Source organism: Streptomyces sp. NPDC050121 (assembly GCF_044460385.1).
Taxonomy (GTDB): domain Bacteria; phylum Actinomycetota; class Actinomycetes; order Streptomycetales; family Streptomycetaceae; genus Streptomyces; species Streptomyces soliscabiei.
On sequence record NZ_JBITJV010000005.1, the window covers coordinates 1 to 24,157 of the forward strand.

The window sequence follows — 24,157 nt, forward strand, 5'->3', positions numbered from 1 at the left end:
CGGATCAACGTGCTGTTCGCGATGCTCCGCGACGGCACCTTCTACGAACCCCGAACCCCACGCCTCGCTTGACGAAAGACATAGAGGCACCCCCCGCTCGAGCGCAGTCGAGAGTGGGGGAGGAGTCACGTGGGTGTTTCGGCAACGCGGCTGGGGGTCCCCCCTCTGGGGGAGTGCGTGCCAGGCGTCGCACGCCCGGCCGGGAATATGACACAGGCTCTCAGCCGGTCATCGAGCGGGCGGTCGCGTACACGTCGAAGACGGCCAGGGCCAGCGGTACGAGGGTCAGCAGGACGAAGCCCTCGGCGATCTCCGTGAACCGGCCCCAGAACGGCGTGAGACCGCCGCGCGAGGTGATCAGGCCGACCGCGGTGACGATCGCGGAGGCCGCGGCGATCGCGGCGACCAGCCAGATCGTACGGATGTCCAGGTCGGCGCGGTCTCCCGTGAGGGCGGCGCGGATCGCCGAGTGGGGCGGGTCGAGGGCCAGGCCGAGGCCGAGCAGGACGAGGGAGGCGAGGCCGGCGGCCAGCACGGGCGCGACCTGGGCGGTGTAGCGGAAGAGGTGGGCGCGCATCAGCAGGGCGATGCCCGTGGCCAGCGCGAGGAGCTGGGCCCAGACGTCGTCGGAGAAGCCGAGGACCGTGCAGGCGCCGACGGTGATCACCGCGCAGCCGCCGACCAGGCCCACCAGGAGTTCGTGGCCGCGGCGGGCCTGGGCGGCGATCCGCTCGGCGTCGACCGGTTCCCGGGGGGTGGGGTCGGTGCCGTAGGCGCTGCGCGTGCCGGAGTCCGGGGCGTCGAAGCCGATCGGCAGGCGGGCGAAGCGCATGGACAGGCCGGGCAGGAAGGCCAGGGCGCCCACGCCGACGGGCGCGCACAGGGCAGCGGTCTCGGCCGGGGTCCAGTGCGCGAGGGTCGCCGCGAACACGGCCGCCAGGCCCGCGCCGGAGGCGACGACGAAGGCGACGAAGGGGCCGTCGCCGCGGGGGGAGCACAGGGTGAGCAGCACCGAGGCCAGCAGGACCGCGGCGCAGGCCAGCAGGAACTGGAGTCTGCCGATGCCCTGGCCGTCGGCGAGCGGGAGCAGCCCGGAGCCCGCCACCGCCACGCCTGGCAGGGCGCCGAGTCCCAGGGCGACGGCGGAGCCGCGGTCGTCGTAGACGCGGGCCCGGACACAGGCGAGGGCGACCAGCAGGACGCCGACGACCGCGGCGAGGACGCCGGGCAGGCTGTTCATGTCGTGGTGCGGGTCGCCGGTCCAGGCCACGAAGGCCAGCAGGGCCGGCAGGACGCCTCCGCCGACGAGGCCCGCGGCGCGGGTCAGGTCGCCGCTCCACAGGGTGTGCTCGCGCGTCACGGCGGAGGCGACCGCCTCGGACACGTCGTCGAAGACGGCGGGCGGCAGCGACTCGGCGAAAGGGCGCAGGGTGAGGAGTTCGCCGTCGAGGATGTGCTGGGCGGCGAACGAGCGTGAACTGTCGAGGACGGCGCCGTCCCGGCGGACGAGGTGGTAGCCGACCGGGGCGCCCTCCGCGGGGCTCTGCCGGGAGAGCCTGAGGATCTCCGGGTAGATGTCGGCGACGGGGACGTCGTCGGGCAGCGCCACGTCGATCCGGCTGTCGGGGGCGACGATGGTGACCCGGCAGAAGCCGAGGCCCGTCGCCGCCGCGGGAGCGGTTCCGTTGCCGCGCCCTTCTCCGGTGGCTGCCGCGGAGGCCGCGATACTCACCTGCTGCTCCCCCTCAGTGATGGTTCCGCGTCGACGGTGTGAAAGTGCGGTGTGGAGTCCCGCTCCGGTGCGTGCGCCGGGCGGCCCGCGGGTGTGCTCACGCGAACATCCGGCACCCTACCGCCCTCTGGTCGCAGCGACAGTCAGTAGGATCACGCGGCGGCCTGCGTCCGCCTGACACGGGGTGGCGGACGGTATTTCGGGGGCCTCGCAAGGGGATTGGTGAGCAGTGAGCCATATCGTCGTGAAGCGCCCGCCACGGGCGCTGCCGTCCGAGGTGCCCACGGGCGAGGTCGTCCTGCAGCCTCCGCCGGAGTTGCCGCGGGGGCATCAGGAGAGCGTGCTGATGCAACTGCTGCCGACGCTCGGCATGGGCGGCTCGGTGGTCTTCTTCTTCACGAGCGGGCAGCCGTTCATGAGAATCATGGGCATGGTCATGATCGCCTCGACGGTGGCGATGTCGATCGCGATGGTGGTGCGCTTCCGCCGCGGCTCGCAGGGGCAGTTGGCGGACATGCGCCGGGACTACCTGGGCTACCTGGCGCAGACCCGGCGCACCGCGCTCGACACCGCGCGGGCCCAGCGGGACGCGCAGTACTACCTGCACCCCTCCCCCGAGCAGTTGTGGGCGCTGGTCGCCGAGGGCAGCCGGGTGTGGGAACGGCGGCCCGGGGACGAGGACTTCGCCCAGGTCCGCGTAGGCCTGGGCGTCCAGGCGCTGGCCACCCCGCTCCTGCCCCCCGAGACCGGCCCGGTGGAGCAGCTGGAGCCGCTGACGGCGGGCGCCCTGCAGCGCTTCATCGCCGTCCACGACAGCCTGGACGACCTGCCGATGGCCGTGTCGCTGCGCGCCTTCTACCACGTCACGGTCAGCGGCGAGCCGCAGTCGGCGCGCTCCTGCGCCCGTGCCCTGGCCGGTTCGCTGGCGGCGCTGCACTCGCCTCAGGACCTGGTCCTCGTCGTCGCGGCGGGCCGGGAGGAACTGCCGCACTGGGACTGGGCCAAGTGGCTGCCGCACGTCCAGGCGTCCGGCGCCGTGGACGGGGCGGGCAGCCGCAGGCTGATCGGCGCCGACACCCGTGAGCTGGAGCAGCTGCTCGGGGCGCGGCTCGCCGGCCGGCCGCGGTTCCACCCGAACGCCGCGCCGCTGCCCGACGAACCGCACCTCGTCGTCGTCCTGGACGGCGTCTCCCTCCCCCCGGACTCGGTCCTGGCCAACCCCGAGGGGCTGCAGGGCGTGACGGTCCTCGAGATCGTCCCCGGGGAGCTCACGGGGACGGGCGGCGAGCTGGACATCGTCGTACAGCCCGGCGTGTTGCGGCTGGAGTCGGCGCACGGGGCCGTCTACGAGGGGACGCCCGACGCCCTCTCGCCGGAGTCCGCCGAGGCGCTCGCCCGGCAGCTCGCCCCGCTGCGGATGGCCTCCGGCGGGGACGACGACGAACCGCTGCTGGCCAACCTGGAGTTCACCGACCTGCTGAACCTCGGGGACGCGGCGTCCGTGGACCCGTCGCGCACCTGGCGGCCGCGTTCGCTTGCGGAGCGGCTGCGGGTGCCGATCGGGGTGGGCGAGGACGGTCGTCCGGTGATGCTGGACCTGAAGGAGGCGGCGCAGGAGGGCATGGGTCCGCACGGTCTGTGTGTGGGCGCCACCGGTTCCGGCAAGTCCGAGCTGCTGCGCACCCTGGTGCTGGGCCTGGCGGTCACCCACTCCTCCGAGACCCTGAACTTCGTGCTCGCCGACTTCAAGGGCGGTGCGACCTTCGCCGGCATGGCGCAGATGCCGCACGTGGCGGCCGTGATCACCAACCTGGCGGACGACCTGACGCTGGTCGACCGGATGGGCGACTCCATCCGGGGCGAGCTCAACCGCCGTCAGGAGCTGCTGCGGGACGCGGGCAACTACGCCAACATCCACGATTACGAGAAGGCGCGGGCCGCGGGCGCGGCCCTGCAGCCGATTCCCTCCCTGGTCCTGGTGATCGACGAGTTCAGCGAGCTGCTGACGGCGAAGCCGGACTTCATCGAGATGTTCGTGCAGATCGGCCGGATCGGCCGCTCGCTCGGCGTGCACCTGCTGCTGGCCTCTCAGCGTCTGGAGGAGGGCCGGCTGCGCGGCCTGGAGACCTACCTGTCGTACCGCGTCGGTCTGCGGACGTTCTCCGCGGCGGAGTCGCGGGCGGCGCTGGGCGTGCCCGACGCGTACTCGCTGCCGAACGTGCCGGGTTCGGGGTTCCTGAAGTTCGGCACGGACGAAATGGTGCGGTTCAAGGCGGCATACGTGTCCGGGGTCTACCGCTCGGGCGGTCAGCGGGCCGCGGCGGGCGGCGGCCCGTTGCCGGTGGACCGGCGGCCGGTGTTGTTCACCTCGGCCGAGGTGCCGGTGCGGTACGCGGCCGTGCCGCAGCAACTGCGTTCCGGGGACGGTCCCGAGGTCGACGAGGCCCTCGCCGACACCGTCCTCGACGTGATCGTGCGGCGGCTGGAGGCGCAGGGCCCGGCGGCGCACCAGGTGTGGCTGCCGCCGCTGGACAGCCCGCCGTCGCTGGACGCGCTGCTGCCGGGGCTCACGGCCGCGCAGGGCCGCGGACTCACCCAGCCCGGCTACGAGGGCGCGGGCCGGCTGGTCGTGCCGGTGGGTCTGGTCGACAAGCCGTTCGAGCAGCGCCGCGACTCCCTCTGGGTGGACTTCTCCGGCGCGGCGGGCCACATGCAGATCGTCGGCGGCCCGCAGTCCGGCAAGTCGACGCTGGTGCGCACGCTGATCTCGGCGTTCGCCCTCACCCACACCCCGCACGAGGTCCAGTTCTACGGCCTCGACTTCGGCGGTGGCGGCATGGCGACGGTGGCCGGCCTGCCGCACGTCGGCGGGATCGCCTCGCGGCTGGACCCGGAGCGGGTGCGGCGCACGGTGGCCGAGGTGTACGGCGTGCTGACCCGCCGCGAGGAGTACTTCCGCTCGGCCTCAATCCCGTCGATCGCGGACTTCCGGGCCAGGCGGGCGCGGGGCGACATCTCGGTGACGGACCAGCCGTGGGGCGATGTCTTCCTGGTCATCGACGGGTGGGGCAACTTCCGCGCGGACTACGAGGCCATGGACCAGATCATCCATGAGATCGCGGCGCGCGGCCTCGGCTACGGCATCCACCTGGTGCTGACCGCCTCGCGTTCGATGGAGGTCAGGGCCGCCCTCAAGGACCATCTGATGAACCGCCTGGAGCTGCGGCTCGGCGACACGATGGACTCCGAGATCGACCGCAAGGTCGCCGCGAACGTCCCGGCGGGCGTTCCGGGCCGTGGCCAGTCGCCGCAGAAGCTGCACTTCATGGCGGCGGTGCCGCGGATCGACGGCCTCACCTCCGACACCGAGCTCTCCGACGCCACCCAGGCGCTGGCCACGGAGGTCGCCCGGCACTGGCAGGCGCCGCCCGCTCCGGAAGTACGGCTGCTGCCGCGCGAGTTCCCGGCCGCCTCGCTGCCGCCGGGGAGCCGGTTCCCGCGCCGCGGCGTCGCCTTCGCCCTCGACGAGAACGCCCTCGAACCGGTCTTCGTCGACTTCGAGCAGGACCCGTTCTTCCTCGTCTTCGGCGAGAGCGAGTCCGGCAAGTCGAACCTGCTGCGGCTGCTGATCAAGCAGTTGACGGAGCGGTACTCGGGCGACGAGTGCAAGCTGTTCGTCGTCGACAACAGGCGGTCGCTGCTGGACGTGACCCCGTCCTCCCACCTGGCCGAGTACATCCCGATGTCCAACGCCATGGAGCATCACATGGCCGCGCTGGCGGACCTGATGAAGCGCCGGACGCCGACGGCCGACGTGACGGCACAGCAACTGCGCGACCGGAGCTGGTGGCGTGGACCGACGGTGTACGTCGTCGTCGACGACTACGACCTCGTGGCGACGTCGAGCGGCAACCCGCTGGCCGGCCTGACGGAACTGCTGCCGTTCGCCCGGGACGTGGGCGTGCGGTTCATCGTCGCCCGGTCGACGGCGGGTGCGGGGCGGGCCGGGTACGAGGCGTTCATGCAGCGCATCAAGGAACTGGGCGCGCAGGGTGTGGTGTTGGCGGGCGACCCCGGCGAGGGGGACCTCCTGGGGGGCGTACGGCCTCGTCCGATGCCTGCGGGGCGGGGGGTCTTTGTTTCGCGGCGGCGGGGGAAGCCGTTGGTGCAGGTGGGGTGGGTGGAGGAGGGGGCCGATGAGCGGGCGTAGTTCGCGGGCCTCGCGGACCTCGCCTCACTCGCCGTCAAGCCGTGCGCGGTGAATTGGGGAAAGTATGGTGAGCTCCGTGAACTCACTTGAACTGGGTTCACGGGGCTGGCTGCTGGCAGCGGGCGTGACTGTCTCGTCCGGCGGGCGGGCTTCACGGGGACACGGGGACACGGGGACACGGGGACACGGGGACACGGGGACACGGGGGAAGAGGTTCACGCATGGCGTGGGAAGAGTGGGAACAGCTCAAAAGTGCGGCGGCCGAGCATCACGCGGCCCAGATGCAACTGAACCACGTACCACTGGACCCGGGCGGTGGCACCGGCACGCTGGTGTCGAACAAGCCCGCCTGGTCCAAGGCCGGTCAGGACGTCGGCTCGCTCCGCGAGGACATCGGCAAGGCGGTGGCGAAGCTGGTGGGCGGGCAGAAGGGCCTTGGCGAGGATGCCGGCTGCCTGACCGCTGCGGCCCAGAAGGACGTCCACGACTCGTGGGAGACCTACGTCAAGAACGTGAGCGCGCGCTGCGGGAAGCTCTCGGGTCTGCTGGAGAAGGCGGGCAACGACCAGCTCAAGACCGACGAGGCGATCGAGGTCGAGATCGGCAACCTGAAGGTGGATTACGCGGATACTCCGCCCGTCGGCGGCAAGAGCTGAGAGGCAGTAACGAGACATCATGGACCTCGCAACGCTCAAGGCCCTCAAGCCGACGGAGTACTCGGAAGCGGCCGACGGTTATCGCAGCACCTCTGACATGGCGAGCGCTGCCAAGGACCGCATCGAGAACCAGATCGTCGTAGCGATGCGGAACTCCCTGAAGGGCGAGGCGGCGACTGCGGCGATCACGCAACTGGGGGAACTTGGTAAGAACTTCCACTACGTCCAGGTCGAATGTGGCCTGGTCAGCACCGCGCTGGAAGCCTTCTCGTACGAGGTGGGAGCCGCCAAGTCCAAGCTCGACGGGGCGCTCGCGGGTGCCCAGGCCGCCAAGCTCACGGTGAACGCCGACGGTTCGGTGTCGTATCCGGCGGGCGGGGAGAAGGACGCCGACGGCAAGATCCCCGACGGCGGCACGGTGAGCGGCCTGACGGACGGCACAGCCGCAGCGATCGGCCGCCAGGCTGCCAACGTCGACCCCAACCCCAACCACCGCCTCGCCCAGGACTACGCCGACCAGATCGCCGCGGCGCTGAAGGAAGCAACGGAGGCCGACGAGAAGTGGGCCCCGAAACTGCGCGCGCTGAAGGCGGACGACGACCTGACCGTCTCAGACAAGGACTGGGCCGACGCGTCCTCGGACACGAGCGGCGTGAAGGAGGCGGGCAAGAAGTACCTCGACTCGCTGCCCCAGCCGCCCAAGGACGGCAGCCCCAAGGACAACGCGGAGTGGTGGAAGGGACTCGACGCGGAGCAGCAGGCGGCATGGATCTCCATGCGTCCCGATTCCGTGGGCGCGCTCGACGGACTGCCGGCCACGGTCCGGGACGAGGCCAACCGCATCGTGTTCGACGAGGCGCGGGGCGCTATGCAGACAGAGCTGAACTCCATCCCGAAGCCACCGCCCAATGAGTGGACCTACATCACCGCGGGGGGCTACCCGTCCAAGGTTCACACCGATGAGTGGATGGAGTGGCACAACAAGTACGGCGATCGGTACAACCTGCTGACCAACAATCTCAAGGGAATGCAGAGCATCCAGACGCGCTTCGACAAGACCGGCACGAACGGACTGCCCGAAGCGTATCTGCTGGGATTCAGCACCGAAGGAGACGGCCGGGCGATCGTCGCCAACGGAAACCCTGACACCGCGGATCACACGGCGGTCTATGTTCCCGGTACGACGTCGGACCTGCCGGGAATCGAGGGGAACATGAACCGGATGGAAAACGTCTGGCGTGCTGCCCATGACGAAGCCGACGGAAAAACTGTGTCCACGATCACTTGGCTCGGCTACGACGCACCTGATGACGTCGTGAAGGACGCACCGTTCGAACACTACGCGTATGACGGCGCGCCGGCGTTCCGCGGTTTCATGGATGGACTCGACGCATCTCACTCCGGTGATTCACCGTCCCACACCACCGTGATCGCGCACTCGTACGGAACAACCCTCGTAGGTGCTGCGGCCCAGACGGGCCATCTCAACGCCGATGACCTCGTCTTCGCAGGCAGCCCTGGCGTCAAGGTGTCCGGTGCCGATGAGCTGGACGTCCCCAGCGGTCATGTGTGGAACGAGGAGGCTGACGGAGACGTGGTTCCGGACCTCGGCCGCTTGGGCCACAGCGGGAAAGACTTCATCATCCCCAGCGACCCCGAATTCGGCGCCAACCAGCTGACCACGGACACCGAAGGACACAGTGGCTATTGGGACAGGGACGAAGACTCCGGAACGAGCTCGCAGAGTTTGAAGAATCAGGCCCTGGTCGTTGCCGGGAAGGGTGATGACGCGCCTCTGAAGCCACCACCGGACCCATGGGCACACGTGAAGTAGATAAGCCGGCAACCCTGTCCGCCGAAGTAAGGCCCCCTTACGTGAAGACCAAGCTCAGCGCTCTCGCCGTACCATTCGTCCTCACTATTCTCACCGGATGCAGCATGACTGACAACGACTCCGATGAAATCCCGTCCGCCGGCACGAGCACCTCGCGTGATGCCTCGGATACCCTAGAAAAGGTGTCCAGCGGTATCTACGACCTGATCGGCGTCAAGGGTAAAGCGTCCGACACTCAGCCAGGGGTAATGGACTGTTCGGGCAAGGACACGAAGACCTATTTCCGGGTCTTCCACCCTTGGAGTTTCTATCCCGCCTCGGCGAGTGACCTCGCCGTTGCTATGGAGCGACTCAAGACGGAACTGCCGAAAAATGGGTGGAAAATCGTCGAATACGGCCCGGACACCAGCAAGAACAAGAACATCACCCTGACCGCTGATAACGATAAGGCGAAGGTGGGCGTCCACATCGCCCAAATGGCGAAGAACGATCCGCCGAAACTGAGCCTGGACCTCGTGTCCGGCTGCTACAAGGTCCCCGACGGCCAAGAGGTCGAGCGGTTTTGACAGATCAGTCCGTGGCCGCCGTCGCACCCCGTAGCAGCGTTGCAAAACTCATGTATGTGATGGCGACCCGTGCTCCGCTGGCGGCACGCTCACAAGGGAGTGAGACATCCGGTATGGAAGTACGCGACGGGGATGCGGTCAAGGCGGAGGTCGAGCAGACGTCCAGCCGAATCCTGGAGATCATGGCACTCAAGGGAAAAGTGACCGACACCGGGGCCATGACTTCTCGGTGCACGGACTACGACTCGGATGAGGAGGTCTACCGCGCCCGCCATCCGTGGAGCATCAACCGGGTTCCCGTGGCGGACACGGAGAAGGCCACGGACCGCCTCCGTGCAGGATTGCCCAAGAAGGGCAGGACGATCGTCAAGGACGGCGTCGATGACAGCTCTGCCAAGAGTCCGCAGATCGTCGCCGAGTCCAGCGGGAAGGAATTCGCGGTGGATGTGCGATTGCTCGATGAGCGAAAGTACGGCGATGATCCTTCACTCATCGAGGTAACGGTCGAATCTGCCTGTTATCGGTCCAAGTGAGCCAACACATCAAGCTGGGCGCTCTCTTGCTCGCCGTACCTCTCGTCCTCACCGGATGCAGCACGACGGACGACGACGCCAATGAAATCCCGTTCGTCGGCACGAGCACCTCGCGTGATGCCTCGGATACCCTGGAAAAGGTGTCCAGCGGTATCTACGACCTGATCGGCGTCAAGGGAAAGGCATCCGACAGCCGTCCGACAGTCCTGGACTGTTCGGGAAAAGACACGAAGACGTACTTTCGAATCTTGCACCCCTGGAGCTTCGTCCCGGTGTCGGTGAGCGACCTCGACGTAGCGATGAAAAGACTCAAGGAGCAACTGCCGAAGAATGGGTGGGAGATCGTCAACTACGGGCCGGACACCAGCAAGAACAAGAACATGAATCTCACCGCTGACAATGACAAGAAGAAGGTCAGTGTCAAGGTCGTCGCCATGGCGAAGGACGACCCACCGATGTTGAGCCTGGACCTCATCTCCGGGTGCTACAAGGTCCCCGACGGCCAAGAGGTCGAGAGGTTTTGACAGATCAGCCCGTGGCCGCCAGCGCGCCCCGTAGCAGCGTTGCAAAACTCATGTATGTGATGGCGGCCTGCGCTCTGCTGGCGGCATGCTCACAGGCGAGTGAGAACTCGTTGGACTACGAGCCGAAGTCCCGGTCCACCGATACGGTCAAGACCGAAATCTCGGAGCTTTCCAGCCGGATTTTCGATGCCATGAGCATCAAGAGCAAGGCCACGAAACCGGGGCCGAATGTTCAGCCCTGTGACTCCGGTGACGGCGACTCGGGGAAGCTGTACAGGATCCGGCACCCCTGGTCGGGGTATGGGGCGGGGAACGACGTCATGGAGAAGGGCATGGCCAATCTACGTCAGGGGCTCCCCCACCAGGGCTGGAAGATCGATAAGGTCGGCAACGACGGCAGCAAGAACAAGAACATGCAAATCCTGACTGTCCACGAAAAGACGCTCAGTCAGGCTGAAATCACCTGGCTCAAGGGACTGGACGGCCACGAGCCGCTCATTGAGGTAAACCTGTACTCAAAGCGCTTTCGGTCGGCGAATGACTCAGAGCAGGGATGAGTTTCCGGCGTGCCACCGCGCGGCTCTGGATTCGGCGATAGGGGCAGTTGCAGGAGAGGTAGGCAAGTCTCGGCAAGGCCGCATCGATGATCTGCCGAAAGTCAAGGGTAAGACGTCCGGCAGTCGGCCGGGAGTCGTGGTCTGGTCGGGCAAGGACGCGAAAGTACGGTGAGATCCGTGAACTGACTTGAACCGAGTTCACGAATCTGGCGTGTTGGTAGCTTGGCGCAACTGTCCCGTCCGGCGGACGGGCTTCACGGGGACACGGGGAAGGGGCTCGCGCATGGCGTGGGACGAGTGGGAGCAGGTGAAGGCCGCGGCGGCCGATCAGCATGCCACCCGGATGCAGCTCAACCAGTACCCGGCCGACCAGGGCGGGGACGGCACACAGGGCGACCTGGTGGCCGGCCACCAGGACCTGGAAGCGGTCGGCAAGGCGGCCCACGACCTGTTCGAGGACTTCACGACCTACAGCGGGCACGCGCGCGTGGCCTCCGCGGCGGCGGCAGGCGGACTCAAGGGTGAGGGATTCGCGCTGGGCGCCGCGCTGGAGCATGCGACGGAGCGCTGGAGCGAGCAGACGAAGACCCTGCTGGACGCCTGCGCCCACATCTCCAACCACCTGCGGTTCACGAAGAACCAGCACGCTGCCGACGACTCGTACATCGCCGGCGCGGTCAGCAGCATCGCTCTGCTGGACGAGGGCTTCGACGACCGGAAGGGCCACTGACACCGATGGACCTCGACGCTCTGCGCCACGGGGACTTCTCCAAGCTCGGTGAAGCGGTCACCGACTGGGAGCAGATGACGAAGAAGCTCGCGGATCTACAGAAAGACGCGGAGAGCAACCTCAAGGCCAAGGCAGACACGGCCAAGTGGGCCGGGGTCAACGCCACTGTCTCCCGCGAGTTCATCACCAAGACAGCGGCCGAGTTCGCCGACGCGCACACCCAGGCCGACTCCATCACCAAGATCCTCAGCGACACTTGCGGTGAACTCATCGGATATCGGACTCAGTTGAACGACGCGATCAGGCGGGCCGCGGAGCAGCACCTGACTGTGGTCGACACCGGTGAGGGCACGTTCACCGTCGCCGGGAACACCCGGCCCGACTGGGCGTCCGACCCCAGCGGAAAGACCGGCGTGACGGATCAGAAGGTGGTAGACGCCTTCCGCGACGAGATCCAGGGCATCCTGACCAAGGCGACGCAGAGCGACAACAGCGCCGCGAAAGTCCTGCGGCTTCTCGTCGACCAGGCCAAGTACGGCTTCACCGACGCCTCCTACGCCGACCGGGACTCCGCGGCCAAGGCCGTCGCGGCAGCGGAGAAGCTGGCGAAGATGGCCAAGAACCCTGCCGACATGAGCCTCGACGACATCAAGGACTTCAACCGCACGATGGAGCTGTACAACGGCGACTCCCTCTTCGCGGAACAGTTCGCCACGCGCCTCGGGCCCAAAGGGACACTCCAGTTCTGGACCGAGATGACCTCGGCGCACGCCGGGGCCAGGGGCTCAGAGCTCGAGACGATGAAGAGCCTCCAGAACAATCTGAGCCTCACCCTGGCCACGGCGTCCTTCTCCGACTCGGACGCCATGCAGGATTGGAAGAAGGACCTCATCGCCGAACGGAACACCAACTTGCGCGCCGCGGACTCCTTCAGCCCGATCGGGGCTCTGGGCTCCCAGGTCATCAGCAGCCTGATGCGGGAGGGGCAGTACGACACCGAGTTCCTGGACGACTACCGGGAGAAGGTGTTCAAGGCGGACAAGGGCGCGGGGGACGCGGGCACCCATGACCTGTGGGTCAAGGGGTATGACGCTCTGGACCTTGTCTTCGGCGACGGCAACGGACGGGACCCGCTGGAGGGGTTGTTCGAAGGCCTCTCCCACAACCCCGAGGCGGCAACGCACGCGTTCAAGTCCAAGTCGGACTTGGATCACATGCTGGGCACCACGATGTACACGGGCCGGGGAGAGTCTCTGGGGCACGCACTGGAGGCGGCGGTCACCGGGATCGCCGCTGGTGACTTCACATCGCCGGCACCACCTCACAGCGCCGCGCAAGTGGGGATCATGGCCAACATCATGAGCGCGGTGGCACAGCCTGGCGAGGGCGCGAGCCTGGTGAGCAAGGGGCTGGGCGACAGCTTCGGGAACATGGCGGCTTCCTACATGCCGGAGATCAGCCAGAAACTGGGCGCTGAATCAGGAGCAGTTTTCCTCTCGAACAGCGAGAATCCCGATGGCCTGGGGGAGGTTCGCGATGTGATGCGATTCCTTTCCGCGGTGTCCGCGGACCCCGCTGGCCGGGCCGGGATCGTGTACGGAGAGAGCATCTACACCGGAAATCTCCTCGAGGCACACCTCTCCGACCCGTCGTTGTTCGACGGTCCCCGAAGTCAGGTCCTTGCGGACATCGGCAGAAACGCGGGAATGATCGAGGGCATCGTTGGGCATTCCGCCGCCGACGCGGAAGTAAGCGGTGCCATCGAGGGAGAGAAAGACTACAACGACGCCTTGAAGGCGAAGGGGGATTTCGCCAAGACTTGGGTCGCCATCGGGTTGGCCAACTTCTCGGTACCCGACGCATATGGAGGAGCAGCGATGGGGGCCGTGGGCGGAGGAATGCTAGGAGCTGTCGCGGGATCGGCCGTTGACCGTCTACTCGAAGGCCAGGAACTCAAGGGCGCCAAGGACGAAGCACTGTACGCGAGTGCCAAGGACCTCTACGAGATGCGGGAATCCGTCAACCAGCAGGCACAGTGGTCGACCCTGGAAGCGCTCGATCGACGCCACGTGGACCTGCCCAGGGACGGCACTGCCGATCTGGTCCGCAACGCTGTCAACGAAGGCTGGGACGGCGCCAGTGAGCTGTTGAACCGCACGAAGGAGCGACCCTAGTGGACAAGTCGACGTGGAGCCGGGAAAAAATCGCCACGTGGGAGAGCGGGAAGGGTCTCGTGCTCTGCCTTGTGGTCCTGAGTCTCCTGGGTGGTGCCACTTGGCTCTTCTTCATCAAGGGCCTGTATATGCTCCCGGAGAAAATGTGTGAAGGCACGCTGGAGCGGAGCGTGGTCACTAAGGTCCTGCCGAATGCGCGATCGGTGGATAATGGCTCCCACAGCAGAGGCGTCGGGGACGACCTTTCCTTCTCCTGCTACGTCACCACGAGCAACGACTCGGGCCTGTCTGGCGAAGCACAAGTCCAGTCCGCTTCCAGTGAGGAGTGGCTCAAGTACTATCAGGAAACCGGTGGTCAGAAAACAATCATTCGTGTGTCCGTGGGTGCCATTGAAGCTCTGGCGCAGATCAACTCCGAAAACGGCACCTCATCCGTGTATGTGCCCTGCACGCCGCCCGCCGTCCCCGAGTACAACGCCTCAGAGCCCTATGCGGTGATCGGTGAGGCCCGTGTCGACGGAAGTGTGAAGATCTCGGACGGACCGCTGCGGCAGACCCTGACCGACTTCGCCTACCGCCTCACCGAGCACGCTTACAAGCTGGCCGAGTGCAAGGACCCTCGCGACTTTCCCCAGCAATTGCCTCGCTACGAGAACGACTGAGAGGAGTGAGCCGGTGAGGGACGAGGAGATCATCGCGCACTTCGACGGGCGTGGTCGTGTCGAGCTGCGCACCCGAGCATCGCGCAAGCGCCGGATCGAGGAGATCACCCACGCCCTCGGCTACAGGTTGCTCGCCACTCACAATCTCGGACGCGGCCGCATCGGGCTCCACTTCGTACGTGACGACGGCCCGCTCGCCCGCCGCCGGGCCGAGCAGACCATCGAGCGGCTGCGCGCAGGGGGCCCGGTTCTGCCGGAGTTCGTGGAGGTGCCGCCCCCACCGCCGGCGCCGCCTCCTCTGCCCCCATCAGTGGCCCCGCCCGCGCTCAGGGTCCCGTCTCGGCCACCGATCCCGCCTCCTCCGCCGCCGCCTCTCCCTCAGGCCCCTTCCACGGACACCTGAACCGCTTGAGTACCAGCACGAGCGACAGCGCCCAGGCTCCTACAGCGAAGACAGCAGCGGGACGGCCACCAAAGGCAGTACCGCAGCACATTCGCATCGGCACCACCGCCAGGCTCTGGATCGGGCCGACGTAGCGGCCCGATCCAGCCCACGCGGTAGATGCTCAGCGTGGGACGCCAGGCCTCCGCTGGGATGGGGTGCCGGCGCTCACTTGAGCCCCCTCCGCCGACGGGCGATGGCAGGCGCAGCTGCAACTGCGTACCAGCAGCAGGCCCCCGCCATGTGGGAGCGGAATGTCCCGCAGGCGGCGGCACGAGGCGTGCACGTCCTCGTACCCAGGCCGACGTGCCAGCGTGCATTCCGGCGACAGCTCCCGCGCCTCCCCCGTCGTTCTGCCAGACCTCACGCTCACTGCTCACCCCCGGCTCGGCGAGACGGGGGCAGGACGGTGAGGACATCCGGCTGCGGCGGGTAGTGCGCGGCGCACGTCTGGCAGGCGTACACGACGAAGCCCGGCCCCGAGTTCTGGTGGACCACGCCGACCACGACTGGGGCCTCGGTCGTCACCTGGCAGCGCACGCACATCCGCACCGGCGGGCGCGTTGCCTTGTTTCCTGTCGCCATCACGCCACCCTCTCCGCACCGATGACATGCCGGTCGAGGTCGATACCAAAGTCCGCCGCCGGGACCACCGCCACACGACGCTCTGACTGCCTTGCCTGCTCACACTCCCGTTCCCGGTGAGCCCGCTCCGCCGCAAGCACGTACGGGCGGATTGGGGCCGTGGAGGCGCCATCGAGGGGCTCGGGCAGCCCGTACGGAGATCGTGGTGCGGGGAGCCGTACGACCATTGCGCCGGGACTCCTGGGGATGCAGTTGGGGACCGGTAGCGCGGAGTGTGTACCCGCCCTCCGCCTGCCGGTGCCAGGCGCGAACACGCCCAGGATCCAGCGCAGCAGCGCATGGATAATGCTCACTGTCATCAACCTCCACAGGGTTGGTGGCCATGCCCCCGGACGGCGCCCACCGTCGCGGGGGTCTTCTACTGACATCGACTGTACGCCCACTTGGCACGTCTTGGTACGTATTTTTACGTGCTAAGTCGCCCTATGCTGGCTTGAGCTGGCCTTTTACGCTCCAGGGCATGATACAAATCGACCGGGAGAGCATTGTTCCGATGTACGTGCAGCTTGCTTCCGCCCTGCGCGAGCGCATCCGGCGCGGCGAGATTCCGGTTGGCCGCCGCATCCCTTCTCAGCACGAACTGGAGCAGGAGACGGGCGGTGCAGTCAGCCGCCGCACCATCAAGTCCGCCGTCGAGGCACTACAGGCCGAGGGAATCGTTCAAGGAGTCCAGGGCAAGGGTGTGTTCGTCATCGCCGTGCCCGCCGATACGTCTGAGGACGGCAAGGCCGACGACTGACGGGCAGGTCACTGCTTCAAGGCGCCGGGAGGCGAACACCACCTCGTATCCCCCGTTTCCTGCGGCTCTGCCACCTTCGCCGCCGCCTCTTGCGCTCGCGGCGGAGCACAGGGTGGGCACCTCCCGTGCGTGCCCACCCTGTGCTCCGAAGTACGTGCTTGCTACTACATGAAGTAGCTGGCGCCCTTCAGGTCGCCGCCGCGGTAGTCACCGCCGGCGCCGTGGACCTTGTGCGAGATCTGGAGCAGCGCCGCGTGGATGCCTCGGGCGTGCTTGTTCCACTCTTCGCTCTTGCTCTGGAACTGCTGGAACGCCTCGCCGCCCCAGCCCGCAGACACGTTGAGCACGGCCTGGCGCAGCGCCTCGAGGTCTTCCTCGAGCTTCTTGGCCTGGTCGCCGAGTTCGGTGGCGAGCGCGTCCATGGTGCCGTAGGTGACGGCGAGTTCCTCGTAGTGGGCTCCGGACATTTCTTCCCTCGTTTCTCTGAAGATTTCAGCCGGACTTCGCGGTCCGGAGAACGGCGTGGTTCAGCGCCGCCAGTGGCTCGCCCGGAGCTCGTCAATAGCTGTTGAGCGCCGAGGTCTTTCCACCGAGGTCCTCGACCGAGATCTTGGTCATGTCGGCCGTGATCTGGTCTTCGAGGTTCTGCTTGTCGGTCTTGGTCATGTGGATGCCCTCGAGGAAGTCGTCGAGCATCTTGCCGATCGCGGCCATGTGGCCGTTGATCTCCGTCTGCTTGGTGTTGAACGCGTTGGCACCCTGGCCGGTCCACGCCTTCTCGATCATGTCGATCGTGCCCTGCAGCTTCGCGAGGGAGCCCCTGATGTTGTCGTATCGATCGATGACTTCCTTCTGGAGCTTCTGTACGTCGCCGTCATTGAGCTTGCGGTCGACCATTTCGGCACTCCCTTTCGTGAGCTGTGGTCGCTTCTACGCGCTTCGCTGCGCGAGAATCGTTTGTGCGTGTGACCGGTCGTCGTGTGTGGGTCGTTCAGGCGCCTCGCCGCGAGCGGATCACCGCGAAGGCGCCGCCGCCGATCACCAGGACCGCTGCTGCGGCTCCGAGTGCAACCCACATCGTGGAGTTGTCGGAAGTGTCGGAGGTAGATGCTGCCGAAGTCTCGCCGGTTGAAGTGCCCTTCGAGGGCTGTGGCGAGGTTGATGCCGAAGCGGACGGTGAGTTGCTGATCTCGCCCGTGACGCCTGCCGCGTTTTCCTTGGCGAGCGGGTCGGTGTTGGCCGGGCCCGGGTTGAAGTCGCTTTTCTCCAGCACCATGCGGGGGCGAATCAGTCCGTATCCGAGGTACGTGCTCGGGTTGTCCTTCGCCCAGTCGCGGCCGGCGGTGTCGATCAGGCTGGCGAGGACCTGGTTGGCGGTCCACTTGGGGTGGGCGGACCAGATTAGGGCGGCGGAGGCGGAGGTGATGGCAGTGGCCATACTCGTTCCCTCACCGACACAATAAGAGCGGAACGTCTCATCACACCAGGCAGGTACGTCGAGCCCAGGAGCCGCCAGGTCAACGTAGTTGCCGTACTCCGAAAACTTTCCGACTGCTCCTGACTCGTCCGAAGCGGCAACGCCGACTACATACGGGAAAGCAGCTGGGTACCCGATTGAATTCTTCTCTCCGGCGTCATTGCCCGTGCCCGCAATCATCAACTTCCCCTTGGACTGCGCGTATTTGATCGCAGCTTCCATGTCGGGATAGGAGACGTTACCCGTATAAGACAGGTTGATGATTTTGACATCACTATCAGCGATAGCTCTGATCACCGCTGCTTTATTAGGGGCTTTTGCCCGTTCGGCCTTGCTCTCCAGGCCTTTGAGCGAGATCCGGTAGGGAACAATCTTCGCGCCTGGAGCAAGGCCCTTCAGCCCACCACCTGCACCAGTGCCAGCAATGAGTTCCGCCATGCTTGTCCCGTGCCCCGTGTAGTCCTCAGTCGCCTTGTAGCTGACGGCTTTCGGTACCTCGCCAACGAGCACCTGCCCTTTCAGAGAAGGAGTGTTGGGGTTGACCCCCGTGTCAACCACGGCCACCTTGACGCCCTTGCCGGTGCTCACCTTCCACATCTCGTCGGCCTTCATCGCAGACAAGTACCACTGCTGGGGCTGAGCGTCAGCGGCCGACGCACTCGGAGCCAGACCGGCCGAAAGGACAACCAATGCACCGACCGCTGAACAGACGGCGGAAACACGTCTCCCATTTCGTCCCGCGAATGACGCACTCGGCCCGCTGCGTCGGCTGATCCCTGCCACCATGCCTCTGTCTGTCCTCGCTCTTGTCCGGTCAGTCGGTCGCCGACGCGTCATCGCGCCGCTCGTCGCGGCGCGACAGTGTCTCGTCTGGACCCTTATTGCGCGCAGAACGCCGCGCCGCGCCCGAGCCGCCGGGCATGTTTCCGTTGTTCCTGCTTCCGGACACGCGTCCCTTCGGCGTTCCGACCACACCATCTGGGCTACCGACGGGGCGGCGAGCCTCCTGTCCCCCGCGTGTGCCCGTCTTCGAGCCTGGAGTCCCGATCACCCCACGCTGGCCGGGCCTCTCGCCCGGGACACGCGAGGGGGACGCACCCTCACCTCCAACGACCGTGCCACGCGGCAACCTGGAGCCGTTGGCGCCTGGGGCACCGCCGGGGACAGGCCTCCCGCCGACAACGCCATCGCCGGTACGTGCGGCGCCAGTGCGCCCAGCGCCCGGACGTCCGGGGTTCGTGGCACCCATGCCGGTGACGGGACCACGTGGGATAGCGCCAGTGCGTCCTACCTCCTGCCCGGCGGCCTTCGGTGCCCCTCCGACTACACCTCGTCCCATGGGACCAGTGGTGCGACCGCCTGCTTTCTCTGCTGCGGCGGTACGCCCTGTCTGCCCCATTGGGCCAGATCCCGTACGCCCTGCCGCGGTACCGCCCGGCGTACCGCCTACGCGCCCCTGCGCCGAGGAAGGAAGCTTACTTACCGGTACGCCGCCGAACCCTGAGGAACGCCCGACCGCCCCTCGGGAAGTGGGAGATACACCAGTGGGGGCAAAAGGAGGGGCCATCCCCGCTGGAGTCGCGTTGGGGCCTGTCGTCGAGGGCGGGGTGACGATCATCGGCTTCACTGTGTCCGACGGCGGCAATGAGCCGACGCTGTCGATCTCCGTGCCCACGTGCCGCTCGGGAAGCCTGTTGGTTTCGTCCCCGCTTTTATGGGATGACGCCAAGTCCTCCGCATGCGGTCGCTCCACTCCAGTTGACACAGAATGATGTCGCGTGGTTCCCAAATCACTTGCAGCCGAAAGTGACCGCTGTCTCGAGATCGGCGTCTCCGGAGGTTCAAAGGACGGCGGCGGCTCCGGAACCCCCACCCCCGGCATCTCCGGAAACACCGGCTCCTCCGCCAGTTCCATCATCCCGCTGGACACCGTGTAGAAGGACGCCAGTCGGTACATCTGGTTGATCGCCTCTTGGCGGTCCTTCTCGGCCGCGACCGCCGCCGCGTACTCCGCGTTGCCTTCGACCCGCTGTGGTGTCGGGATGTCGTCGACCTTCTTGGGGTCGGTGCGGTTGTCGCGTGGGGGCATTGACTTGCGTACCGAGGCGAGGCCGGAGCTGGCTGCCAGGACCTGGGTGCCTACCTCGTCGGTGTAGCTGGCGAGTGCGAGGGCTGTGGTGGTGAGGTTCATGCCCCAGGTGTAGAAGGCGGTGTGGGCCTCGCCCTCCCAGTCGACGTTGCCGAGGTTGCGGCTGAGTTCGTTGGCGGCGTCGTTGATGGCGTCCCGGGCGTCGACGAGGGCCGTCGCCGCGTTCTCCATGGTTTCCGGGCTCGCCGACTCGACGATGTCGATCATGGCGTTGAGGTCGTAGCCCTCGAAGCTGGTCTTGCCGAAGCCGCCGGGGCTGCCGGCGGGCGCCGGGCTGATCACCGCGGCCTTGTTGACGGCATCGTCCACGCCGGAGTTCTGCTGGGCGGCGTCCTGGCGTTCGGCCTGGTAGTGGTCCGGGTGGGCCGGCTTCTTCTTGTCGCCGCTCATCAGTACCCCGCGTCCGTGTGGTCGGCGTCGTTGGTCCGCTGGATCTGCTTGTTCAGCGCCTCTTCCCGGTCCCGGTTGACCTCGGTGCGGATCTCGTGGAACCGGTACCGAAGCTCCTCTTCGAGGTTGTCGAAGGTGACGTCCACGCCGTGCACGGCGATCTGCATCGCCTCCAACTGGAGTCCCAGCGACTTGGACAGGGCCGTGATGCGCTCATGCACGCGCGCGTACTGGAGGTGGAGTGCCTGTGCTTCCGGGAAGTGCCCCGCGCCGAACGTCGCCTCCGACAGGTTGTGGTCCCCGACCTTCGCCGAGCCGCCCGCGGATTTCTCGAAGGCCGTGAGCAGGTCGTCCACCCGCTTTTTGAACGTCGAGAGCGCCATGTAGCCACGCCGTACGTCGGGGGCGCCCCCGCCCATGTCCGCAGGAATCACGACAGCCCATCTCCCCGTATTCCGCTGCCCGTCCTGAGCAGCTCAGCCCACGCCTCTCAAGTGTTCATGACCGCAACACAACCACTGTAATGACTTCCTCTGACAGTCCCAACTGCCCTATGCAACAACCGTGCTACCGCCGACAGCCTCAACCTTCATGTTCGAGATGTTCTGCCTTGCAGCCAGAGCCGGGCGCCGACTTCGCTGGGGTACTCGCGGACGGTGAGCATCGCCGCGGTCCACCCCAGGGCGAACGCGGCGAGCGCGGGCATGACGGGAGCCGCGATCAGCACGAGAGCGCGGCCGGCGACGGCCAGACCCGTGGAACGGCGGGTCTCGTCGCGTTTGCGCCTGCGGAACTCGTCGGGGTCCGGCGGATCCAGGAGGTCCTTGCGGTGGCGGCGACGCTGCACCGTCCACCCCCAGACCACGGCCACGCAGGATGCGACAGCTTGCGCCCAGTCCCACGCCGTGCGCGCGGTCGGTGGCAGGTCACTGCGGGGAACGCCCAGATACAGCCTGAGCGCGATGTAGCAGACGAAGGCCAGGACGAGAAGGAGCAGGACGGCCGTCCAGACCCGGCGTGCCCAGTAGCGCGCGCCTCGCTCGTACCAACTGGTGCCGAGTCCCGGCAGTTTGGGGATCCGGACCGGGGTCGCGGAGGCGGGAACGTCAGAAGATGCTCTTGATGCCATGCCAGACGTCATCCTTGAGTCGTACGAAGTCGTCCCCGGTCTCGGAGAGGACATGTCCGGTGCCGTGCAGCACCCCGCCGACCACGCCGTGGTCGTGGATGTCCTCGCTCCAGTGCTCGTGGAAGGAGTGGTCGATGATGCCGGTGGCGCCGATGACCACCAGGCCGCCGGCGACGGCCACGGCGGCGACGGGCGCCTCGAAGGGCAGGGCGGCCACGACGCCCGCCGTGATGGCCGTACCGGCCACCAGGCCGGCGACGTTCGCGCCGCCGTCGACGGCGACCGACTTCTGCCACGACCAGCCCTTGTCGTGGTCGTCAGAGGCTTCGAGGACCCCGCAGGCGCCGGCCGCGGCCACGTCCAGGACCGGGACTTCTTTGAGGAAGTCCGGCAGCTTCTCCAGGCTCTTGCCTGCGCGGAGCGCGTCCGCTGCATCGGCCAGTTTGACGTTGAGAGCCCGGTCGTACGGCAGTGCCGTGCTGCCGTGGTCGGCGCGGGCCATGGCCTCTTCGAGCGAGTCCACCTTCATGACCGCGTCGGCGTACGCGCCCTTGGCCGGGAGGTCGTGGGGCAGGGCGCGGCCCGCCTTCTGGTATGCCTTGCGCTCGGCGCGGAGTTCCTTCTTGGCGGCGTTCGCCTCCGTCTTGGCGTCGTCGATCTTGGTGCGGGCCTTCGCTCCGTCGGCCCGGGCGTCCTCGGCGTCGTAGGCGTACAGCCCGCGCAGATAGTCGGCGATGGTGATCTTGTCGCCGGTTGACGCGGGCGCCGTCACCTGTGCGTACAGACCTCGCAGTTTGTCCGCCGCGACCAGCCGGGCGTGCTGCGCCGTGTGCAGCACCTCCTGGCGCACCTTGTCGTACTCGCCCATCGCGGAGATCGTCTTCTGGTCCTCGGCGCTGGGCGGGTTCGCAGTGACGATCGTCTGGGGCGCTCCCATCGCGGCCATGGGGACGCCGTTGCGGGTCGCGACGTGTTCGGCGTTCTGCAGGGCGGTCTCACAGGTGGTGAGGGCGTCGGCGAGGTCGGAGAGGATGTCGCCCGCGTCGTGGACGAGGTTGGCGAAGGCGCCTGCCGTCAGGGCGTCCTCGCTCCAGGTGGCGCGGAAGGTCTCGGCCGCCTCGCCCTTCCAGGCCGCGTCGCCCACGAGGGCCTCGACGGCGCGGCTGATCGGGGTGATGACGTCGTCGAGTTTGTCCTTGGCGTTCTTGTACGTCTCGGCCATCGTGCGCAGTCCGCCGATGTCGCCGCCGACCCAGCTGTCGGTCATCAGCCGTCTCCCGCCATCAGGTCCTCGAAGAGTCCGTGGACGTCGATGTCGTGCCGTTGGAAGGAGTCGCGGGCGTACGTCACCTTGTCGCCGTGGTCGTCGAGGCGGTCGGCGAAGCCGATGTGGAGGGCGACGATGAGGTCGGCTACCTCCTTGAGGGCGTGGTCGAGCCCGGCGTCTCCGCCGCTGACGAGGGGCGGGGCTACGTCGGCGTGCAGCTTGCGGTAGTTGACGGCCTCGTCGTGGAAGGTCTTGGACATCGAGGTGAGGTCGCCGAGGACGGCCTTGAAGTCGGGCGGCATCAGCGCACCTGCCGGGCGTAGGCGGCCAGGTCGTCCGGTTGCCAGTTGTGGTGGCCCGGGGCGACTCGCGGGTCGAGGAGGACCGTGACGTCGTACTCGGCGACGGTCTCGGCCAGGGGGCCGATCGAGGTGGCGACCCAGGGCTGGGCGTCGCCGAGGGCGGCGACGAGCCGGTCGCGTGTGGTGAAGGCGAAGGCCACGGTCCCGGTCCCGGTTCCGGTTCCCGCTCCGGCCGCCTGGTGCTCGAAGAGTTCGTACGCGATGAAGGGCACGCGGGTCGGACGGCCGTCCGCGTCCGTGACGTCGGCGTACCGGGGATGGGCCGGGACGAACACGGGGGTGTGGTAGGCGGGGACGCCGGGTTGGGGGCCCGGGGGCCCGGGCTGGGCCGCTTCGGTCCCTGCGCACTCTGCGGCGTACTCGAGAAGGCGTGATCTGCCCGGCTCCGGCGTCGGCGGAGACGCCGGGACCGCCCCTGCGGACGGCTCAGCGGGCGGCTCTGCCTCGATGTAGTCGAGCAGGCGTGAACGGATTGGTGTGCCCACCGCCGTCTCCTGTTCCCCGTGGACTTGCGGATGGTGTGGCTGCACCACCGTAGCCAGGGAACTTTCGGGTAAGTCCGGCTATTTCAGGTTGACGTGGGCAGAGCATGCGGAACCCATACAGGTGTTTGGCCGTGGCCAGATCAGTACTTGACCGCGGGATGACCGGGGTTGCACGTCACGTGGTCACGGCGCGTCCGTCTGCGCCCCCGGCCCATAGTCGGCTCGCGGGGCACTCAGCCGACTCGCGACGAGCGCAAGCCAGCCGCTGGGTGAGTACGGGGCCGGCGGGTCGACCTCCATGCCCAACTCGGCGACGGCCACGGCGTAGTCGGACTCGTCCAGAGTGAGGGCGAGCAGTTCGCGTAGTTCGCCGACGAGGCGGGCCACGAGGTGCGGGTCGGTGGTGGTGCGGTAGTCGTCGACAGCCGCGTCGTGGTCGTCGAACTCGTCCGGCATGTCCTGCGAGAACCAGCCGCCCAGGAGCTGGGCCAGTTCCGGGAAGCGGGTCTGCCACTCCCAGTGGGTGGCGGGCATGGCCGGGGGCGGGACCTCGCCCTGCTCGATGCTGTGCTTGATGTGGTCGGCCAGGCAGTACAGCCACTGCTGGATGTCCGTCTCGGCCAGACCGACGTCCGGGATCGCGTAGAACTCGCCCAGACGCAGGCGCAGTCGGCCCGGCGGGTTGTCTGCGTACTCGCGCAGTTGGCGCTCCGCCACGGCCAGGGCCCAGGGGCGGGTGTGCCAGGTCTGGCGGAGATAGGCGGTCAGGGCCGTGCTCGGCTTGTCGGGGGTGTCGTCCGCCGGCCGGCCGGCGTAGGCGCGGATCACCTGGTCCAGCTCGCCGTAGCGGCGGTCGTGTTCGAGGGGGCTCAAGGGCACGGTGGGCAGCCTCTA

The 24,157-nt window shown here is 67.4% G+C and carries 24 protein-coding genes; 12 read left to right on the forward strand and 12 right to left on the reverse strand.

Annotated elements, in window-relative coordinates; all coding sequences use genetic code 11:
• Nucleotides 1–220: 220 nt before the first annotated feature.
• Nucleotides 221–1,732, reverse strand: coding sequence for a type VII secretion integral membrane protein EccD (gene eccD, locus ACIBTS_RS09640; RefSeq protein ID WP_399317985.1), 1,512 nt, complete (start codon nt 1,730–1,732; stop codon nt 221–223).
• Nucleotides 1,733–1,961: 229 nt separating this feature from the next.
• Here eccD and eccCa point away from each other — a divergent pair, with 229 nt between their 5' ends.
• From eccCa to ACIBTS_RS09695, 11 genes are all read left to right on the forward strand, one after another.
• Nucleotides 1,962–5,942: a type VII secretion protein EccCa gene (gene eccCa, locus ACIBTS_RS09645; RefSeq protein ID WP_399317987.1), complete on the forward strand. Its 3,981-nt coding sequence runs from the start codon at nt 1,962–1,964 to the stop codon at nt 5,940–5,942.
• 221 nt (nt 5,943–6,163) lie between these two features.
• A complete protein-coding gene (locus ACIBTS_RS09650; protein WP_399317989.1) occupies nt 6,164–6,598 on the forward strand; it encodes a hypothetical protein in 435 nt (144 codons plus the stop codon).
• 19 nt (nt 6,599–6,617) lie between these two features.
• A complete protein-coding gene (locus ACIBTS_RS09655) occupies nt 6,618–8,432 on the forward strand; it encodes an alpha/beta hydrolase (protein ID WP_399317991.1) in 1,815 nt (604 codons plus the stop codon).
• 104 nt (nt 8,433–8,536) lie between these two features.
• Nucleotides 8,537–8,998 (forward strand): hypothetical protein, encoded by a 462-nt coding sequence (locus tag ACIBTS_RS09660; protein ID WP_399317993.1) that lies wholly within the window; start codon nt 8,537–8,539, stop codon nt 8,996–8,998.
• Between the two features lie 11 nt (nt 8,999–9,009).
• Nucleotides 9,010–9,531, forward strand: a complete 522-nt coding sequence (locus ACIBTS_RS09665; RefSeq protein ID WP_399317994.1) for a hypothetical protein — start codon at nt 9,010–9,012, stop codon at nt 9,529–9,531.
• Nucleotides 9,528–10,055: a hypothetical protein gene (locus ACIBTS_RS09670; RefSeq protein WP_399317996.1), complete on the forward strand. Its 528-nt coding sequence runs from the start codon at nt 9,528–9,530 to the stop codon at nt 10,053–10,055. Before ACIBTS_RS09665 ends, ACIBTS_RS09670 begins: the two co-directional genes overlap by 4 nt.
• Before the next feature lie 11 nt (nt 10,056–10,066).
• A complete protein-coding gene (locus tag ACIBTS_RS09675) occupies nt 10,067–10,612 on the forward strand; it encodes a hypothetical protein (RefSeq protein ID WP_399317998.1) in 546 nt (181 codons plus the stop codon).
• 283 nt (nt 10,613–10,895) lie between these two features.
• A complete protein-coding gene (locus ACIBTS_RS09680; RefSeq protein WP_399317999.1) occupies nt 10,896–11,342 on the forward strand; it encodes a hypothetical protein in 447 nt (148 codons plus the stop codon).
• Between the two features lie 5 nt (nt 11,343–11,347).
• Nucleotides 11,348–13,516: a hypothetical protein gene (locus ACIBTS_RS09685; protein ID WP_399318001.1), complete on the forward strand. Its 2,169-nt coding sequence runs from the start codon at nt 11,348–11,350 to the stop codon at nt 13,514–13,516.
• Nucleotides 13,516–14,178, forward strand: a complete 663-nt coding sequence (locus ACIBTS_RS09690) for a hypothetical protein (protein ID WP_399318003.1) — start codon at nt 13,516–13,518, stop codon at nt 14,176–14,178. The genes ACIBTS_RS09685 and ACIBTS_RS09690 overlap by 1 nt, the downstream gene beginning before the upstream one ends.
• A gap of 13 nt (nt 14,179–14,191) precedes the next feature.
• Nucleotides 14,192–14,581 carry a hypothetical protein gene (locus ACIBTS_RS09695; protein WP_399318004.1) on the forward strand — a complete coding sequence of 130 codons (390 nt, stop codon included), beginning with the start codon at nt 14,192–14,194 and terminating at the stop codon, nt 14,579–14,581.
• A 408-nt stretch (nt 14,582–14,989) separates the two neighbouring features.
• Here ACIBTS_RS09695 and ACIBTS_RS09700 read toward each other — a convergent pair whose 3' ends face one another.
• Nucleotides 14,990–15,205 (reverse strand): hypothetical protein, encoded by a 216-nt coding sequence (locus tag ACIBTS_RS09700; protein WP_399318006.1) that lies wholly within the window; start codon nt 15,203–15,205, stop codon nt 14,990–14,992.
• 520 nt (nt 15,206–15,725) lie between these two features.
• On the opposite strand from ACIBTS_RS09700, the gene ACIBTS_RS09705 reads away from it, so the two are divergent.
• Nucleotides 15,726–16,004, forward strand: a complete 279-nt coding sequence (locus ACIBTS_RS09705) for a GntR family transcriptional regulator (protein ID WP_399318007.1) — start codon at nt 15,726–15,728, stop codon at nt 16,002–16,004.
• A 164-nt stretch (nt 16,005–16,168) separates the two neighbouring features.
• Here the strand turns inward: ACIBTS_RS09705 and ACIBTS_RS09710 are convergent, their stop codons facing one another.
• The 10 genes from ACIBTS_RS09710 to ACIBTS_RS09755 form a co-directional block, all read right to left on the reverse strand.
• Entirely contained in the window at nt 16,169–16,471 is a 303-nt protein-coding gene (locus tag ACIBTS_RS09710; RefSeq protein ID WP_399318009.1) for a WXG100 family type VII secretion target, read from the reverse strand.
• A 91-nt stretch (nt 16,472–16,562) separates the two neighbouring features.
• Nucleotides 16,563–16,901, reverse strand: coding sequence for a WXG100 family type VII secretion target (locus ACIBTS_RS09715; protein WP_319347728.1), 339 nt, complete (start codon nt 16,899–16,901; stop codon nt 16,563–16,565).
• Between the two features lie 94 nt (nt 16,902–16,995).
• A complete protein-coding gene (locus ACIBTS_RS09720) occupies nt 16,996–18,093 on the reverse strand; it encodes a S8 family serine peptidase (protein WP_399318010.1) in 1,098 nt (365 codons plus the stop codon).
• A 202-nt stretch (nt 18,094–18,295) separates the two neighbouring features.
• Nucleotides 18,296–20,020: a hypothetical protein gene (locus ACIBTS_RS09725; RefSeq protein WP_399318012.1), complete on the reverse strand. Its 1,725-nt coding sequence runs from the start codon at nt 20,018–20,020 to the stop codon at nt 18,296–18,298.
• Nucleotides 20,020–20,454, reverse strand: coding sequence for a hypothetical protein (locus tag ACIBTS_RS09730; RefSeq protein ID WP_319676192.1), 435 nt, complete (start codon nt 20,452–20,454; stop codon nt 20,020–20,022). The genes ACIBTS_RS09725 and ACIBTS_RS09730 overlap by 1 nt, the downstream gene beginning before the upstream one ends.
• 155 nt (nt 20,455–20,609) lie before the next feature.
• The gene (locus tag ACIBTS_RS09735; protein WP_399318013.1) at nt 20,610–21,149 is read right to left on the reverse strand and encodes a hypothetical protein; all 540 of its coding nucleotides are present in this window, start codon (nt 21,147–21,149) and stop codon (nt 20,610–20,612) included.
• On the reverse strand, nt 21,127–22,416 hold the full coding sequence (locus ACIBTS_RS09740; RefSeq protein WP_399318015.1) for a WXG100 family type VII secretion target: 1,290 nt from the start codon (nt 22,414–22,416) through the stop codon (nt 21,127–21,129). The genes ACIBTS_RS09735 and ACIBTS_RS09740 overlap by 23 nt, the downstream gene beginning before the upstream one ends.
• Entirely contained in the window at nt 22,416–22,718 is a 303-nt protein-coding gene (locus ACIBTS_RS09745; RefSeq protein WP_319676190.1) for a DUF6317 family protein, read from the reverse strand. The genes ACIBTS_RS09740 and ACIBTS_RS09745 overlap by 1 nt, the downstream gene beginning before the upstream one ends.
• Nucleotides 22,718–23,263: an SAV_915 family protein gene (locus tag ACIBTS_RS09750; protein ID WP_399318018.1), complete on the reverse strand. Its 546-nt coding sequence runs from the start codon at nt 23,261–23,263 to the stop codon at nt 22,718–22,720. Before ACIBTS_RS09750 ends, ACIBTS_RS09745 begins: the two co-directional genes overlap by 1 nt.
• Before the next feature lie 183 nt (nt 23,264–23,446).
• Nucleotides 23,447–24,142: a contact-dependent growth inhibition system immunity protein gene (locus tag ACIBTS_RS09755; RefSeq protein ID WP_399318019.1), complete on the reverse strand. Its 696-nt coding sequence runs from the start codon at nt 24,140–24,142 to the stop codon at nt 23,447–23,449.
• Between the last annotated feature and the right edge of the window lie 15 nt (nt 24,143–24,157).